Raw genomic sequence first — 15,715 nt, forward strand, 5'->3', positions numbered from 1 at the left:
GGTGGTTTGACGCCATCCCCCGAAAGGACGACGCCGAAGGGCCACAAAACCTTCATCTCCTGTGCAGCAAGCACTTTCAGACAGCCGCCTCCTACATGACGACTCCTTTCCACGCGTCGTGGCGCAACGATGCCGATAGTCAGGTTGCTGGTCGTCCTCGCGCTGAGTTGGCCGGGGATCGCGGCATGCGCGTCGCAGCAGCAGGCGCCGCCACGCGCGTCGGCTTCGAGTTCCACCTCGACGACGGTCAGCACGACCACCGCGAGCGCCACCCAACCCGGTACCTCGGCGCCGACTCCCACCACCACCGCACCGTGCGTGGGGTTGTCGATCTGTCCACCGCCGCCGCCGGACGCCGAGGGCAATCCCGGGTGTTTCTATTCCGACGGCTGGCAGGCGACGTCGTCCGGGGCCGGTATCGAGGTGTGGTATTTCCATGAGGCGCAGAACATGTCGAAACCCGACAAGGTCACCGCGGTGGTGCGCAAGAAGGACGGCACCACCGAGTCCCAGGAAGCCGATATCCAACCGGGGCAACAAGTACACCGCTTCGAGTTTGCGACCATCAACCAATCCACTGTGGCAGAAGTGTTTCTGGACAGCAGCACTGGCCGCTGCTTCGTCATCGGGCCGGGCAGCTGACGATCTCAGCGTCGATCTCCTGACACATCGCGCCGCGCTCCGGCGATGAGTTTCTGCATCAGCCGGTGCCCGCCGAGGACTATCGCGGCACGATCGGGTCCACTGCCGCGGCGCACCGCCGCGGCGTTGTCTCCGGCGATGAACACCGGGCCGGCCGCCAAGTTCTGTAAACCCTCGCGCGCCGCGTCGGCGGGTTCGGCCACCGAGATCCCCGGCACGTCGAAGTTCAGCCCGGCTCGCTCCATGGCCGGCGTGCGGGTCACCCCCAGCACCAACTCGAGGACGTCAACCCCGTAGTCGCGTAGCTCCAGCCACAGACTCTCGGCGAACAGCCGACTGAACGCCTTGACGCCGGAATACACCGACTGCCGCATCGAGCCGTAAGTGCCCGCGGTCGAACCGATCAGCAGGATGCCGCCGCGACGGCGGGCCCGCATCGGCCTGCCGAAGTGATGTACCAGTTCGAGCATCCGGGTCACGTTGAGGTCGATGACTCGACCGGCATCGGTCAGGTCGGCGTCGAGGAACTTCTGCCGGCAGGTGTTGGCGCCGGCGTTGTAGATCAGCAGGCCCACCTCCAGGTCGGCCGTTTCCGCGCTGATCCGCCAAATCGATTCGGGGTCAAGAAGATCCACGGCGATCGTACGAACCTGTACACCGAACTCCCGGCACCTGTCCGCGGTGTCGGCCAGCGGTGCCGGCTTGCGCGCGATCAGCACCAGGTTCAGCCCGGCACCGGCCAACTGCTTGGCGAATTCCGCTCCTACGCCCTCCGAACCGCCGGCGATCACCGCCCACGGGCCGTACTTCGCGACGTCGGGCATGGTTCCTCCTCCGCGCTGAAGCCAGCACCCACGTGGCATCGGCGAAAGCCGCCGGTTCTATTCGGGCACCGCGCGCGGGTTGGCGCAAGACCGAGTCCTTACAGTTTCCGTCATGAGCACCGTCTTGGACATTGCCAGCAACGGACCGATCCGGATCTGGACGATCAACCTGCCCGATGTCGGCAACGCGATCACCGGCAAGGATTTCATCACCGCATTCGAGACCGCCGTCGACGACGCCAACGCCGACACCAGTGTCTGCGCAGTCATTCTGACCGGGACGGGCAAGATCTTCTCCGCGGGCGGCAATGTCAAGGAGATGGCCAACCGGGACGGGATGTTCGGGCTGGACGCACTTGACCAGCGGCACGCCTATATCGACGGGATCCAGCGGATCCCGCGGGCTTTGACCCGGCTCGAGGTCCCGTTGATCGGCGCGATCAACGGGCCGGCCATCGGCGCCGGCTGCGACCTGGCGATGATGTGCGACATCCGGGTCGCGTCGGAACGCGCCTGGTTCGCCGAGAGCTTCGTGCAGCTCGGGCTGATCCCCGGCGACGGCGGCACCTGGTTTCTGCAGCGGATCGTCGGCTACGAACGCGCCGCGGAGATGACGTTGACCGGCGACCGGGTGGACGCCGCGACCGCCCTGCAGTGGGGCATGGTGAGCCGCGTGGTCCCGCACGACGAACTGCTGACCGAAGCACAGGCGCTGGCCGAACGCATCAGCAAGAATCCCGCCCACGCATTGCGGATGTCCAAGCGTCTGCTGCAGGAGTCGCGGACCGGTTCCCTGGAGTCGACCCTGGGGCTGGCCGCGGCCATGCAACCGCTGGCACATCGCGACCCCGAGCACCAGCACCGCATCGCCAAGTGGAAGACGCGTTGATGGCACCGCCCAGGTTGGTGCCGCCCGCCGTCGTCGACCCGTCGGTGACCGACGCGTTGCGCGCCGAGGTCCGCGCGTTTCTCGCCGAGCAACTGGAAGCCGGAGCGTTCACGCCGTCCGTCGATGCCTGGCTGACGCAATGGGACGAGGAGTTCACCGCGGCGCTGGCAGCACGCGGCTGGCTGGGCATGACCGTGCCCGTCGAATACGGCGGCCACGGACGCTCATTTGTGGAGCGGTTCGTCGTCACCGAAGAACTGCTGGCAGCCGGTGCTCCGGTGGCCGCGCACTGGATCGCGGACCGCCAGATCGTGCCGTCGCTGCTCAAATACGGCACCCACGAGCAGAAGTCGCATTTCCTGCCGCGGATTGTGCGTGGCGAGTGCTTTTTCGGCATCGGCATGAGCGAACCCGACTCCGGCTCAGATTTGGCCAGTGTGCGCACCCGAGCCGAACGCGTCGCGGGTGGCTGGTCGCTGTCGGGCACCAAGGTCTGGACGTCGGGCGCCCACCGCGCGCACGCGTTCATCGTGCTCGCCCGCACCGCACCGGTGGATCGAGCCGATCGGCATGCCGGGCTCAGTCAGTTCATCGTCGACCTGCGCGCGGCCGGCGTGGAGATCCGTCCGATCGTCTCGATGAACGGCGACCACCACTTCAACGAGGTCATCCTCGACCGGGCGTTCGTGCCCGACGACATGGTTTTCGGCGAAATCGGCGATGGTTGGCAGCAGGTGACATCCGAGCTGAGTTTCGAGCGCAGCGGGCCCGAACGCTTCCTGTCGACCTTCGTGCTGCTGGCTTCGGTCGCGGAAAACATGGCCCTGCAACGACTTTCCCACGATGCCGAGCTGGGCCGGCTGGTGGCGCGGATTGCCGGGCTGCATCAGATGTCGGCCGCGGTGGCGGGTGCGCTGCAACGCCATGATCGGGCCGACGTCGCCGCAGCGGTGGTCAAGGTGCTCGGCACCACCGCCGAAGGCGACATCGCCGACTTCGCCGACCGGCACGCAGCTGGTGATTCGCGCTACTCCGATCTGGTGTCGCGGGCGATCGACCAGCGTCCGGGATTCACGCTGCGCGGCGGCACCAACGAGGTGTTGCGGGGTGTCATCGCGCGGGGGCTGGGGCTGCGATGACGACCGTCGATCCAACCGGCCCGGTCGACCCCGCCCTGGCCGAGATGATGGACGCCGTCTTCGCCGGCTATCGCGACACCCATCCTGGGGGCGTGGTGGGTGACGCAGCACTGTGGAGACGCCTCGACGATCTCGGCCTGGTGCGACTCACCGGGTCCGAAGAGTCCGGCGGCAGCGGTGCCGGCTGGTACGAAGCGGCCGAGCTGCTTGCTGCGGCGGTTCGTCATGCGGTGCGAATTCCGTTGGCCGAACACGATTTGTTGGCGTGCTGGCTGTTGCAGGCCAACCGGATGCCCGCCGACAGCGCGGTGCGGACGGTGTGTCTGCTCGACGACCGGGGCGTGGCCGACGACGTCCCCTGGGCCAGCGGCGCCGACCGGATCGTCCTGGTCTGGCAAACCGGCTCCGAATACCAGCTGGCCGACGTGGCGGCAGAATCGCTCGTTATCACCGCTGGTACCAACCTGATCGGTGAACCGCGCGACACGGTATCGGCGGATTCCGCCGTGCTGCGCGGGGTTCCGGCCGCCGCGCCGGTGGTGGCGACGCTGGCGCGCAAGTCCGCGCTGGTGCGGGCGATCCAGGTATGTGCGGCACTGGACCGGATTGTGCAGCTGTCCATCGAGCATGCGACATCACGGGTCCAGTTCGGTCGGCCGCTGTCGAAATTCCAGGCGATCCAGCACCTGATCGCCGACATCGCCGCCGAGGCCGCCCTCGCCCGGGCCGCGACGGAGGCCGCGCTCACCGCGGCGGTTCGCAGCGACTGGTCCGCGCCGAACCTGGATTTCCTTGTCGCCGTTGCGCGTTCGTGTGCGGGTCAGGCCTGTTCGGTCGTGGTGCGCAATGCCCACCAGGTCCATGGCGCGATGGGTACCACGCGCGAACACCGCCTGCACGAGTACACCCGCGCGGCCCTGGCGTGGCGCTCGGAGTTCGGTTCGGTCCACTACTGGGACGAGCAGGTCACCCGCGCGGCACTGGAAGCGGGGTCGGCCGGCCTCTGGGGCCTGATAACCGGGTGACGCCAGGCGTTTTTCGCCGGGCGTAACGCCACGGCGAAAAATCGCGCCGCCGAATATCGCCCTGGCGTTACGCTCGCGCTGCGCGTCAGGCCGGCTCCCCTAACCGGCGTCGAGAACCGGTCCGCCGGCGGCCGATGCCCCCCTGGCGACCACGATCGGCATCGACGTTGCCGCGTCGGTGCGCAGGATGGTGTGCACCACATTGACCAGGTCCGCAACCGGCATCAACTTGCCCGGCATGGCGCCTGCGGACAGCCACAGTGGATAGGCCTTCCTGGCAAGCTCGCTGTCCCAGCCGATGTTCATTCCGGTCCGCGCATCGCCCTCGCCGCCCGCGCACTCGCCCACGATGAGGCAGGTGAACCCGATATCGGGGTGCTCGGCTCGCCACGCCTCGACCAGTCTCTCGAGAGCCGCCTTGCTGACCCCGTACGCGCCGAGACCGGGCCACGGCGGTGTGTAACCACCCGTGTCGGATGACAGGTAGACCGCCTTGCCCGAGGCGGCGGCCAAGTGTGGCACCGCTGCCGCGGTCGCCACCGCCGCGCCAATGACGTTGGTGTCGAAGACTCGCCGCCAGGTGTCGGCATCGGTATCGACCAAGCGGACCAATGGGCTGATGGCCGGGGCGTAAACGAGGTTGTCGATTCCGCCGAGCGCCTCGGCGGCCGCAGCGATGGCCGATCGGCATGACGCCTCGTCGGTGACGTCGCAGTCCAGGGCGATGGCACCGGGGCCAGCTTCCTTGGCAGCGGCCTGGGTTCGCTCGAGCCGCCGCGCGAGCAGCGCGACGTCGTCGCCGCGCTGCGCAAGTCCGATGCCGATGCAGCGCCCCAAGCCGCTCGAGGCGCCGATGACCACCGTTTTCGACATAGCCGCCTCCTACCCCAAGCGTTGACCTGTGCGACGAGACCCGCCAAAGCCACAGCGTATCGGGTCGCCGAAACTGTGTTATTGCAGACAAAGTACGAGTACGGGCCTGCAAAATTACAGGCTCGGCGAGACGGCTGGTCGGGCACCCGATCCGAAACGCTACTGCCCGGCAATGCCGACGACATCGGACTGGCTCTGCGATTGGCGCGCGGCTTGCAGCACCACCGCGCTGCGCGCGTCGACGGTGAGCCTTGCCGCGGCGGGCAATTCGTCGCAGGGCGCCACCTGCCGGGCGCCGGTATAGATCACCGTGCGCCACCTCTCGCCGAATTTGTCTGGCGGCAAGGTGAACTCGATCGGCTCGTGGTGTGCGTTGAAACACAGGACGAACGAGTCGTCGAGCACCCGCTGACCCCGTGGGTCATGGTCGGGAATGCCGTGGCCGTTGAGGAACACCGCGATGGATTTCGCGAAGCTCGCGCCCCAGTCCTCCTCGGTCATCTCCGAGCCGTCGGCGGCAAACCAGGCGATGTCGGGCAACCCGTCCTCGCCCCGACGGCCCACCGGCTTGCCGCTGAAAAACCGGCGCCTGCGAAACACCGGGTGGTTGGCGCGCAGTGCCGACACCGCGCGGGTGAAATCCAGCAGGCCGGTGTCGGCCTCGGCCCAATTGACCCAGGTGATTTCGTTGTCTTGGCAGTAGCCGTTGTTGTTCCCGTTCTGGGTGCGTCCGAGTTCGTCGCCGTGGCAGATCATCGGCACGCCCTGGGACAGCAGCAAGGTGGTGAGGAAGTTGCGCTGCTGGCGGCTTCGCAGCTCGTTGATGCCGGGGTTGTCGGTCGGTCCCTCCGCGCCGCAGTTCCACGACCGGTTGTAGCTTTCGCCGTCGTTGTTGTCCTCGCCGTTGGCCTCGTTGTGCTTGTCGTTGTAGGACACCAGGTCGCGCAGCGTGAACCCGTCGTGGGCGGTGACGAAGTTGATCGAGGCGACCGGCCGGCGCGCGGTGTGCTCGTAGAGATCGGCTGATCCGGACAGTCGGTAGGCGAACTCGTCGAGGGTGGCGGGCTCACCGCGCCAAAAGTCGCGGACGGTGTCGCGGTATTTCCCGTTCCACTCCGTCCACTGCGGCGGGAAATTGCCCACCTGGTAGCCGCCGGGCCCGACATCCCAGGGCTCGGCGATGAGTTTGACCTGGCTGACCGTCGGATCCTGTTGCACGAGTTCGAAAAACGTTGCCAGCCGGTCAACTTCGTAGAACTCCCGGGCCAGCGTCGCGGCCAGGTCGAACCGGAAGCCGTCGACGTGCATCTCGGTCACCCAGTAGCGCAACGAATCCATGATCAGCTGCAGCGAGTGCGGATGACCGACGTTGAGGCTGTTGCCCGTACCGGTGTGGTCCAGGTAGTAGCGCTTGTCGTCGTCGACCAGCCGGTAGTAGGCGGCGTTGTCGATTCCGCGCATCGACAGCGTCGGGCCCAGGTGGTTGCCCTCGGCGGTGTGGTTGTAGACCACATCGAGGATGACCTCGATGCCCGCCTCGTGCAGGGTGCGCACCATCGCCTTGAACTCCTGCACCTGCCCACCTGCCGACGTGGCGCTGGAGTACTTCGGGTCGGGCGCAAAGAACGAGATGGTGTTGTAGCCCCAGTAATTCGAGAGCCCCTTCTCGACCAGGGTGGAGTCGTTGGCGAAGTGGTGCACCGGCATCAGCTCGATCGCGGTGACACCGATGCTGGTGAGGTGCTCGACGATCGCCGGGTGCGCCACCGCGGCGTAGGTGCCGCGTAGGTGCTCCGGGATGTCCGGGTGCGTCTGCGTCAGACCTTTGACGTGAGCCTCGTAGATGACGGTGTCGGCGTAGTGGTGATTCGGCGGGCGGTCGGTGCCCCAGTCGAAATAGGGATTGATGACCACGGCCTTGGGCATACTGGTCGCCGAATCGTCCTCGTTGCGGCTCTCCGGGTCACCGAAGGTGTAACCGAACAGCGATTGGTTCCAGTCGAAAATGCCGTCGATGGCCTTCGAATACGGGTCCAGCAGCAACTTTCTCGGGTTGCACCGGTGCCCGGCGCCGGGGTCGTAGGGACCGTGGACCCGATACCCATAGCGCTGGCCGGGTTCGATGGTCGGCAGGTAGGCGTGCCAGACAAAGGCGTCGACCTCGGGCAGGGTGATCCGGGTCTCGGTGCCGTCGGCGTCGAACAGGCACAGCTCGACCTGCTCGGCGACCTCGCTGAACAGCGCGAAATTGGTGCCAGCCCCGTCGTATGTCGCGCCCAGCGGGTAGGCCCGGCCGGGCCAAACCTCGAGAGTGGGTGTGCGGACGGCGACGGAAGCGCTGGTCATGGCGCAGTTGATACCCCGTGGGTGCCGCGGTCAAACCCGGCTCGCGTTATCCCCGTCGACTTCGGTCGATGCCAGTCGGATACGAAAAATATTGCATGGTAAGCGATTTCGCGGCGCACGGTGCTGGCTCCGCGATTGGGCTGTCCGCGCGCACCGCGGCGCCAGAGCCGCCCGCCCGGGATTTTGAACAAATCGGATCATTTATCTACCGATTGCACAAATAATATGATATGTTCATCTCAGTCGGCCCGCCGGCCCCGGCGGTGACCTAGTCCAGAAGGGAAACATCATGGGGACCACCGCAATGGGAGCAGTAAAAGAGTCTCCGGTCGAACGATGGCGAGACCGTAAGCGACACCTGTGGCTGGTGGGACTCGTCCTGCCCACGGCATTGCCGGTGAGCGTCGCGCTTGCCTGGGTGTTCGGCAAACTCGGCTGGAACGCCGCCACGCCGGTGTTGTGGTGGATCGGGCCACTGCTGCTTTACGTGCTGTTGCCGATCCTGGATCTGTTCTTCGGCCCCGACGGCCAAAACCCGCCCGACGAGGTGATGGAGCGACTCGAGAACGACAAGTACTACCGCTACTGCACCTACGCGTTCATTCCGTTCCAGATGGTCAGCCTGGTGCTGGCGTGCTACCTGTGGGCGGCCGACGACCTGAGCTGGCTCGGCATCAGCGGCGGCCTGGGCCTGATCTCCAAAATCGGCGTGACGCTGACCATCGGCGTCGTCGGCGGGGTAGGCATCAACACCGCCCACGAGTTGGGGCACAAGCGCGAGAACCTCGAGCGATGGCTGTCCAAGATCACCCTCGCCCAGACCCTGTACGGACACTTCTACATCGAGCACAATCGCGGCCACCACGTGCGGGTGGCCACCCCGGAGGACCCGGCCAGCGCGCGATTCGCGGAAAGCTTCTGGATGTTCTTGCCGCGCAGCATGTTCGGCTCACTCAAGTCAGCCTGGGAACTGGAAAAGACCCGCATGCAGCGGATCAACCAGCCCACCTGGAGCCTGCGCAACGACGTGCTCAACGCCTGGGCCATGTCGATCGTCCTGTTCGGCGGCCTGACCGCCGTCTTCGGGTGGCAGGTGCTGCCGTTCCTGATCATCCAGGCGTTCTACGGCGCGTCGCTGCTGGAATCGGTCAACTACCTCGAACATTACGGTCTGCTGCGGCAACGAACCGCTTCCGGACGTTACGAACGGTGCGCCCCGGTGCACAGCTGGAACTCCGACCACATCGTCACCAACATCTTCCTCTACCACCTGCAGCGGCACAGCGATCATCACGCCAATCCCCTGCGCCGCTATCAGACGCTGCGCAGCATGGCCGGTGCCCCCAACCTGCCCAGCGGATACGCCACCCTGATCACCCTGACCTACCTCCCCCCGCTGTGGCGGAAGGTGATGGACCACCGGGTAATCGAGCACTACGGCGGCGATATCACCAAGGTGAACATCGATCCGCGCAAGCGCGACAAAGTCCTGGCCCGCTACGGAACCCGGTGATGGCCGCCGGTCCATGCCCGGGGTCGGCCTACGGGCGCCGACCCCGGCCCGGCGGGCACGACGCCGAAAGCACCGTCCGTGCGCACTAATCTCAGCCCCATGGTCGAGACCGAGCCGTCGCGAAACCGCAATCCGTATCAGAGCACCGCGTTGAGCCTGATGCACAACGGGGTGCTCGACGCGCTGCACGGCCTGCTGCTCCAACGGAAGTGGTCGTCGATCACGATGGCCGACGTGGCCTCGGCGGCCGGCGTCAGCAGGGGCACCATCTACAACGAGTTCCAGTCACGACGCGGCCTGGCGCGTAGCTATGCCCTTCGACTGACGGACACCATCGTCACCGGAATGCGAACGGCCATAGACGAACACCACGGCGACGGCTACGGTGCCATGCGGACGGTCTTTCGCGACTTCTTCGACCGCGTCGACCACGACCCCCTGGTCCAGGTGTTGCGAACCGAGGACGCGCCCAACGACATTCTCCGGTTGATCACGGTCGAGAGCCAGTTCCTGGTCGACCATGCCTCGGGCCAGCTGTCGCAGACCTTCCAGCACAGCTGGGTCAACGCCGACGAATACGACGCGACAGTGATGGGCCAGGCCGTGGTCCGGGCCGCCCTGAGCTTTCTCGCGCTGCCCCCGGCCGACGCCGACGAAGCCGCGCGGGGCATGGCGCGCCTGCTCACGCCGTTCGTCGAATCGATCGGTGGCTAATCGAACGGGCCGACTCAGTACCGTGTAAGACATGAAATATCTCGACGTCAACGGAATGGGAAAAGTCAGCCGCATCGGGCTGGGCACCTGGCAGTTCGGTTCGCGCGAATGGGGATACGGGGACCGCTACGCCTCCGGCGCGGCCCGTGACATCGTGCAGCGCGCCCTCGGCCTCGGTGTCACGCTGTTCGACACCGCCGAGGTCTACGGCTTCGGCAAAAGCGAACGGATCCTCGGCGAAGCACTCGGCGACCGCCGCGACAAGGTCGCGGTGGCCAGCAAGATCTTCCCGGTCGCGCCGTTTCCCGCCGTCGTCAAGCAGCGCGCGCAGGCCAGCGCCCGGCGGCTGCAGCTCGACCGCATCCCGCTCTACCAGGTTCACCAGCCCAATCCGGTGGTCCCCGATTCGGTGATCATGCCCGGAATGCGCGAGCTTCTCGACAGCGGCAAGATCGGCGCGGCCGGCGTGTCCAACTACTCGTTGGCCCGATGGCGAAGGGCCGACGCCGCGCTCGCCCGCCCGGTCATCAGCAACCAGGTGCATTTCTCCCTTGCCCACCCGGGCGCGCTCGACGACCTGGTTCCGTTCGCCGAGCGGGAGAACCGCGTCGTCATCGCCTACAGCCCGCTGGCACAGGGCCTGCTGGGCGGCAAGTACGGCGTGGACAACCGGCCGGGCGGCGTGCGTGCCGTCAACCCGCTGTTCGGCACGGAGAACCTGCGCCGGATCGAGCCGCTGCTGCAGACGCTTCGCGATGTTGCCGCGGAGGTCGACGCCAAGCCGGCCCAGGTGGCGTTGGCGTGGCTGATCAGCCTGCCGGGAGTGGTCGCGATCCCCGGGGCATCCAGCGTCGAACAGCTCGAGTTCAACGTCGCCGCAGCCGATCTCGAACTCAGCGCGGAGTCCCGCGAGGCACTCACCAAGGCGGCCAGGGCATTTCATCCGACGTCGATGAGGCAGTTCCTCACCGACACGGTCCGCGAGAAGCTCGGCCGTCGGTAGTTAAACTCGTCTTCCTCGTCATCTTCGACCCGCCCAACGTCGGCCCGCCGTAGCCATCGGCCCCCTTATATCGTGCGGGTCAGCCGGCCGGCGAGTAGCTCCGCGAACCGCGCCGGATCCTCTGGCGTCCCGCCTTCGGCCAAAAGTGCTGTGCCGTAAAGTAATTCCGCGGTCTCCGGCAAGGAGGGATCGTCACTGCGGTCTTGGTGTGCTTGACGCAAGCCGGTCACCAGCGGGTGGTCGGGGTTGAGTTCCAAGATCCGCTTGCCGACCGGAACTTCCTGCCCCGATGCCCGGTAGATCCGGGCCAGCGCCGGGGTGATCCCGAAGGCGTCGGTGATCAGGCAGGCCGGCGACTCGGTCAGCCGCGTCGACAACCGCACTTCCTTGACGTGCTCGCTCAAGGTCTCCTTCAGCCAGGTGAGCAGGTCGGCGAACTCCTTCTGCTGCTCCTCGCGCTCGGCCTCGCTCTGGTCCTCGGCGGAGTCCAGGTCCACCTCACCTTTGGCGACCGACTGCAGCGGCTTGCCGTCGAACTCGCTGACCACCCCGACCCACACTTCGTCGACCGGGTCGGTGAGCAACAGCACCTCGTAGCCCTTGGCTTTGAACGCCTCGAGATGCGGGGACCTCAGGATCTGCTGACGCGACTCCCCGGTGGCATAGAAGATCTGCTCCTGGCCCTCCTTCATGCGCGACACGTACTCGGCCAGCGTGGTGACTTCCTCCTCGCTGTGGGTCGAGGCGAAGGACGAAATCTGCAGCAGGGTTTCCCGGTTGTCGAAGTCCGACAGCAGGCCCTCCTTGACGACCTTGCCGAACTGGGTCCAGAAGGTGCGATAGTCCTCCGGGCGCTCGCCCTGCAGGTCCTTGATGGTGGCCAGCACCTTCTTGGTCAGGCGGCGACGGATGGCCTTGATCTGGCGATCCTGCTGCAGGATTTCCCTGGACACGTTGAGCGACATGTCCTGTGCGTCGACCACACCCTTGACGAAGCGCAGGTATTCGGGCATGAGCTGGTCGCAGTCGCCCATGATGAACACGCGCTTGACGTAGAGCTGGATTCCGAAGCTGGCATCCCGGTTGAACAGGTCGAACGGGGCGTGCTTGGGGATGAACAGCAGGGCTTGATACTCGAAGGTGCCCTCGGCCTTCATCGCGATGACTTCCAGCGGGTCGTCCCAGGCGTGTGCGATGTGCTTGTAGAACTCCTGGTACTCCTGGGCGGAGACCTCTTCTTTGGGCCTGGCCCATAGGGCCTTCATGGAGTTGAGGGTCTCGGTTTCGACGGTGACGGTCTCTTCGCCACCTTCGTCGTCGGAGGCGGGTTGGGTGCGCTTCTCGACCTCCATCCGGATGGGCCAGGCGATGAAGTCGGAGTATTTCTTGACCAGGCTCCTGATCTTCCACTCCGAGGTGTAGTCGAACAGGTCGTTCTCGGCGTCTTCGGGCTTGAGGTGCAGCGTGACCGACGTTCCCGGTGTAGCCCCGGCGGTTGATGCGTCGAGGGATTCGATGGTGTAGGTGCCGTCGCCGCTGGATTCCCACCGGGTGGCCTCGCTCTCGCCGGCCTTGCGGGTGAGCAGCTCGACTTTGTCGGCCACCATGAAGGACGAGTAGAAGCCGATGCCGAACTGACCGATCAGCTCCTCGGAGGCGGCTTCGTTCTTGAGGCTCTTGGCCTCCCTGAGTTGCTGTCGGAGCTCGGCGGTGCCCGACTTGGCCAGTGTCCCGATAAGGTCCACGACTTCGGCGCGCGTCATACCGATGCCGTTGTCGCGAACGGTCAGAGTCCGTGCACCTTTGTCCACCCCGAGCTGGATGTGCAGATCGGAGGTGTCGGCGTTCAGTTCCTTGTTGCGCAGTGCCTCCAGACGCAGCTTGTCCAGCGCATCGGAAGCATTCGAGATCAACTCCCGCAGGAACGAATCCTTGTTGGAGTACACCGAATGGACCATCAGATCCAGCAGTTGCCGGGCCTCCGCCTGAAACTCGAGCTGCTCGACATGCGTGTTCATGACATTCCTTCCGACGAGATCGCGTCTCGAATTTAGCGAGCCGCCAGCCGGCCGTGAGCTGGGGGTCACCACCCGACTGACGGCCCGTCGCGCCGAAACCCGTCACCGGTGTCGGTGTTACCGCTGCATGCGGCGGGCAACCTCGCCGTACCGCTCGAAGCGCTCCCGATCGCCTCGGGCGTTGTAGAAGACGAGGCGGTCGGTGATCGCGGCGTACTTGTCGGCCAGCGCGTCCGCCAACCCGTCCCAGGTCGACTCCGTGGCGAAGACGGCAAGGTGCTCATCGGTGATCTGGCCGGCCATGCCGGCGAAGTCACCGGCCTTCTGTTTCTCCCGGATCCGGGCGGTCGTGCCCTCGAATCCGGCCTCGTCCAAGATGAACGCATAGTTGGGTGTGCTGGCGTAGAAGGCGATGCTGGCTCGCACGGCTTCTCGTTCCTGGTCACGCTCTTCGTCGCTATCGCCGACGATCGTCAGCACGGGCACGATCAACGCGACGTCGGATGGTGCGCGCCCCGCTCTTGCCGCGCCTTGGGACACGTTGGGCACAACGTGGCGGGCGATGTAGCCAGGCTCGCCAATCGGATGGACATGTACGCCGTCGGCCACTTCGCCCGCAATCCGCAGCATCCATGGATTTACCGCCGAGATATCGACTTTGGGATCGGGGGCGTCGATGGGGCCCGGGCTCCACTGCGGCGTGATGAAGTCGAGGTCATAGAACTCGCCGTGGTGATCGAGCGTCCCGGTACGGAAAGCGGCGAAACACGCCTTGACCGCCAGCAGGTAGTCGCGCAACCGCGGCCCGGGCCGGTCGAAAGCCGTCCCGTAGCGGTGCACGACGTGACGGCGCACCTGGGTGCCCAGGCCGAGCCGGAATCTGCCGCCGGTTGCGTCCTGAAGCTCCCACGCGGTGGCTGCCGTGACGAAGGGGCTCCGCGGAAAGGCCACCGCGACGCCGGTGGACAAGTCGAGGCCGGGAGCCGCCTGCGAGGCCACGGCGGCACTGAGATAGGCGGTGCGGCCCGCCTCGGTGAACACCAAGCCGGAGAATCCGGCCGCCTGGGCCTGCCGGGCCACGTCACCGACCTTGCCCAACGGCTCGGGAAACGTCATCGCGTCGATGTGCATGGCGGGAGCCTACGTGCACGGTCTGCGGCACGGCCGCAGACGGATCGGCCGGGGTTGAATCGACGTTTCGGTTTGGCCGATTGGCAGCGTGCGCGATAGTAGCGTTGACACGATGCACGAACGTAGGTGCGCGTTTGACTGAGGCTGTCGACTTCCGGCTGTTGTTCGAGTCCGCTCCGGGCCTGTTTTTGGTACTGGACCCTGACTTGAGGATCGTTGCCGTCACCGACGCCTACCTGCAGGCGACGATGACCGAACGAACGCGGATTCTGGGACACGTCATCTTCGAGACCTTTCCGGACAACCCCGATGACCCCAATGCCGAAGGAGTCCGGAACCTGCGGGTGTCGCTGGATCGGGTGCTGCGCGATCGCGTCCCCGACGCGATGCCGGTGCAGCGTTACGACATTCGACGCCCGGACGGGGACTTCGAGGAACGGTTCTGGAGCCCCACCAACTCACCGGTGCTGGACTCGGGCGGTGCATTGCGCTACGTCATTCACCGCGTGGAGGACGTCACCGAGTTCGTCCGCCTGCAAGCAGCCGACGCGGCGCAGCAGCAGGAGACGGCCGCGCTGCGAGCCACCACCCAGCAGATGGAGCGGGAGGTCTTCGCCCGCGCCTACGAGGTGGCCGAGACAAGCCGAAAGGTCAAGGAGGCCAACGCCGAACTGGCCGATCTCTACGCGCGGGCCAAGGAACTCGATGACCTGAAGAGCCAGTTCTTCGCCAACGTCAGCCACGAACTGCGCACTCCACTGATGCTGATCCTGGAGCCCGCCCGCAGGCTGCTGGAATCGACCGAACCGGCGGAGCCGTCACGTGCCGATCTCGAGCTGATCGTCCGCAATGCCCGGTTGCTGCAACGGCACGTCAACAACCTGCTGGATGCCGCTCGGCTGGAAGCCGGTACCGTCCAACCCAATTACGCGCACGTGGACGTCGCCGAGCACGTGCGACTGGGTGCCTCCCTGTTCGAATCGCTTGCCGTAGACCGTGACATCGAATTCAGCGTCAACGCAGACCAGCCCGTTACGGCGGAACTCGACCCCGAGCACTTGCACCAGATACTGGTGAACTTGTTATCCAACGCTTTCAAATTCACCCGAGCGACTGGCACCGTGCGTTGTTCGGTCTCGACGGATCCCGACCATCGGGTCATCATCGAGATCGCCGACAGCGGTCCGGGCATACCACTCGAGCAGCGGGCGGCGGTCTTCGACAGGTTCCGCCAGGTGGAGGGCGGTCCCACACGGTCGGTCGGTGGCACCGGCTTAGGACTGAGCATTGTCCGCGACCTGGTGGGGTTGCATCGCGGCAGTGTCACCATCAGCGACGCCCCCGAAGGCGGAGCGCTGGTAATCGTCGACCTTCCACGGCTCGCACCCGCAGGCCTGCCGGTGCACCCGGCCAGTCCCCGCGGCGCCGTGCACACCAGCCACCTACCTCAAATAAGCGAGCCGGTGTGAGATGGGTGGCAGTATCGCACAGGCGTGCGATTTGGCTTGGCGGTGGGGCGGTTTGTGAGGGGGCGATGGCTGTTGTCAGGTGCGTGAGCGGTCGCAGTTTGGCTGGATCATTGGTTCTGCGTGAGGTTT

At 65.9% G+C, this 15,715-nt stretch carries 14 protein-coding genes; 8 read left to right on the forward strand and 6 right to left on the reverse strand.

What is annotated here, in order from left to right; genetic code table 11:
- Window positions 1-272 (reverse strand): hypothetical protein (locus EET03_RS31680; RefSeq protein WP_244232416.1); only part of this gene is annotated, 272 nt, incomplete at its 3' end.
- 52 nt (window positions 273-324) lie between these two features.
- Between EET03_RS31680 and EET03_RS31685 the strand changes: the two genes are divergently transcribed.
- Window positions 325-642, forward strand: a complete 318-nt coding sequence (locus EET03_RS31685; RefSeq protein WP_244232417.1) for a hypothetical protein — start codon at window positions 325-327, stop codon at window positions 640-642.
- A gap of 5 nt (window positions 643-647) precedes the next feature.
- Here the strand turns inward: EET03_RS31685 and EET03_RS17275 are convergent, their stop codons facing one another.
- On the reverse strand, window positions 648-1,466 hold the full coding sequence (locus EET03_RS17275; RefSeq protein WP_075540921.1) for an SDR family NAD(P)-dependent oxidoreductase: 819 nt from the start codon (window positions 1,464-1,466) through the stop codon (window positions 648-650).
- A 112-nt stretch (window positions 1,467-1,578) separates the two neighbouring features.
- Between EET03_RS17275 and EET03_RS17280 the strand changes: the two genes are divergently transcribed.
- From EET03_RS17280 to EET03_RS17290, 3 genes are read left to right on the forward strand one after another with little or no spacing between them, the layout of a single operon-like run.
- Complete coding sequence (locus EET03_RS17280; protein ID WP_075540920.1) at window positions 1,579-2,355, forward strand: crotonase/enoyl-CoA hydratase family protein; 777 nt, start codon at window positions 1,579-1,581, stop codon at window positions 2,353-2,355.
- Complete coding sequence (locus tag EET03_RS17285) at window positions 2,355-3,494, forward strand: acyl-CoA dehydrogenase family protein (protein WP_075540923.1); 1,140 nt, start codon at window positions 2,355-2,357, stop codon at window positions 3,492-3,494. The genes EET03_RS17280 and EET03_RS17285 overlap by 1 nt, the downstream gene beginning before the upstream one ends.
- Window positions 3,491-4,519, forward strand: coding sequence for an acyl-CoA dehydrogenase family protein (locus EET03_RS17290; RefSeq protein ID WP_075540919.1), 1,029 nt, complete (start codon window positions 3,491-3,493; stop codon window positions 4,517-4,519). Before EET03_RS17285 ends, EET03_RS17290 begins: the two co-directional genes overlap by 4 nt.
- 99 nt (window positions 4,520-4,618) lie before the next feature.
- Here EET03_RS17290 and EET03_RS17295 read toward each other — a convergent pair whose 3' ends face one another.
- Together EET03_RS17295 and glgX are read right to left on the reverse strand one after the other, a co-directional pair.
- On the reverse strand, window positions 4,619-5,380 hold the full coding sequence (locus EET03_RS17295) for an SDR family oxidoreductase (RefSeq protein ID WP_208649078.1): 762 nt from the start codon (window positions 5,378-5,380) through the stop codon (window positions 4,619-4,621).
- A 171-nt stretch (window positions 5,381-5,551) separates the two neighbouring features.
- A complete protein-coding gene (glgX, locus tag EET03_RS17300; protein ID WP_075540917.1) occupies window positions 5,552-7,738 on the reverse strand; it encodes a glycogen debranching protein GlgX in 2,187 nt (728 codons plus the stop codon).
- Window positions 7,739-8,027: 289 nt separating this feature from the next.
- Here glgX and EET03_RS17310 point away from each other — a divergent pair, with 289 nt between their 5' ends.
- The 3 genes from EET03_RS17310 (at window position 8,028) to EET03_RS17320 (ending at window position 10,968) form a co-directional block, all read left to right on the forward strand.
- Window positions 8,028-9,251, forward strand: coding sequence for an alkane 1-monooxygenase (locus EET03_RS17310; RefSeq protein WP_099193619.1), 1,224 nt, complete (start codon window positions 8,028-8,030; stop codon window positions 9,249-9,251).
- 99 nt (window positions 9,252-9,350) lie between these two features.
- The gene (locus EET03_RS17315; protein ID WP_075540915.1) at window positions 9,351-9,965 is read left to right on the forward strand and encodes a TetR/AcrR family transcriptional regulator; all 615 of its coding nucleotides are present in this window, start codon (window positions 9,351-9,353) and stop codon (window positions 9,963-9,965) included.
- 31 nt (window positions 9,966-9,996) lie between these two features.
- Complete coding sequence (locus EET03_RS17320; protein ID WP_075540914.1) at window positions 9,997-10,968, forward strand: aldo/keto reductase; 972 nt, start codon at window positions 9,997-9,999, stop codon at window positions 10,966-10,968.
- A gap of 65 nt (window positions 10,969-11,033) precedes the next feature.
- Here EET03_RS17320 and htpG read toward each other — a convergent pair whose 3' ends face one another.
- Window positions 11,034-12,986: a molecular chaperone HtpG gene (htpG, locus tag EET03_RS17325; protein ID WP_099193620.1), complete on the reverse strand. Its 1,953-nt coding sequence runs from the start codon at window positions 12,984-12,986 to the stop codon at window positions 11,034-11,036.
- A 117-nt stretch (window positions 12,987-13,103) separates the two neighbouring features.
- A complete protein-coding gene (locus tag EET03_RS17330) occupies window positions 13,104-14,117 on the reverse strand; it encodes a TIGR03617 family F420-dependent LLM class oxidoreductase (RefSeq protein ID WP_075540912.1) in 1,014 nt (337 codons plus the stop codon).
- A gap of 134 nt (window positions 14,118-14,251) precedes the next feature.
- Here EET03_RS17330 and EET03_RS17335 point away from each other — a divergent pair, with 134 nt between their 5' ends.
- A complete protein-coding gene (locus tag EET03_RS17335; RefSeq protein ID WP_075540911.1) occupies window positions 14,252-15,586 on the forward strand; it encodes a sensor histidine kinase in 1,335 nt (444 codons plus the stop codon).
- The last annotated feature ends 129 nt before the right edge of the window (window positions 15,587-15,715 follow it).

This window comes from Mycobacterium innocens (genome assembly GCF_900566055.1).
Classification (GTDB): Bacteria; Actinomycetota; Actinomycetes; order Mycobacteriales; family Mycobacteriaceae; genus Mycobacterium; species Mycobacterium innocens.

What these genes read in the sequence shown, in the direction of transcription:
- EET03_RS17310 (WP_099193619.1), top strand. Translation starts at nt 8,028, where the DNA reads ATGGGGACCACCGCAATGGGAGCAGTAAAAGAGTCTCCGGTCGAACGA.
- EET03_RS17290 (WP_075540919.1), top strand. Translation starts at nt 3,491, where the DNA reads ATGACGACCGTCGATCCAACCGGCCCGGTCGACCCCGCCCTGGCCGAG.
- EET03_RS17330 (WP_075540912.1), bottom strand. Translation starts at nt 14,117, where the DNA reads ATGCACATCGACGCGATGACGTTTCCCGAGCCGTTGGGCAAGGTCGGT.
- EET03_RS17275 (WP_075540921.1), bottom strand. Translation starts at nt 1,466, where the DNA reads ATGCCCGACGTCGCGAAGTACGGCCCGTGGGCGGTGATCGCCGGCGGT.
- EET03_RS17285 (WP_075540923.1), top strand. Translation starts at nt 2,355, where the DNA reads ATGGCACCGCCCAGGTTGGTGCCGCCCGCCGTCGTCGACCCGTCGGTG.
- EET03_RS17315 (WP_075540915.1), top strand. Translation starts at nt 9,351, where the DNA reads ATGGTCGAGACCGAGCCGTCGCGAAACCGCAATCCGTATCAGAGCACC.
- EET03_RS17280 (WP_075540920.1), top strand. Translation starts at nt 1,579, where the DNA reads ATGAGCACCGTCTTGGACATTGCCAGCAACGGACCGATCCGGATCTGG.
- glgX (WP_075540917.1), bottom strand. Translation starts at nt 7,738, where the DNA reads ATGACCAGCGCTTCCGTCGCCGTCCGCACACCCACTCTCGAGGTTTGG.
- htpG (WP_099193620.1), bottom strand. Translation starts at nt 12,986, where the DNA reads ATGAACACGCATGTCGAGCAGCTCGAGTTTCAGGCGGAGGCCCGGCAA.
- EET03_RS17320 (WP_075540914.1), top strand. Translation starts at nt 9,997, where the DNA reads ATGAAATATCTCGACGTCAACGGAATGGGAAAAGTCAGCCGCATCGGG.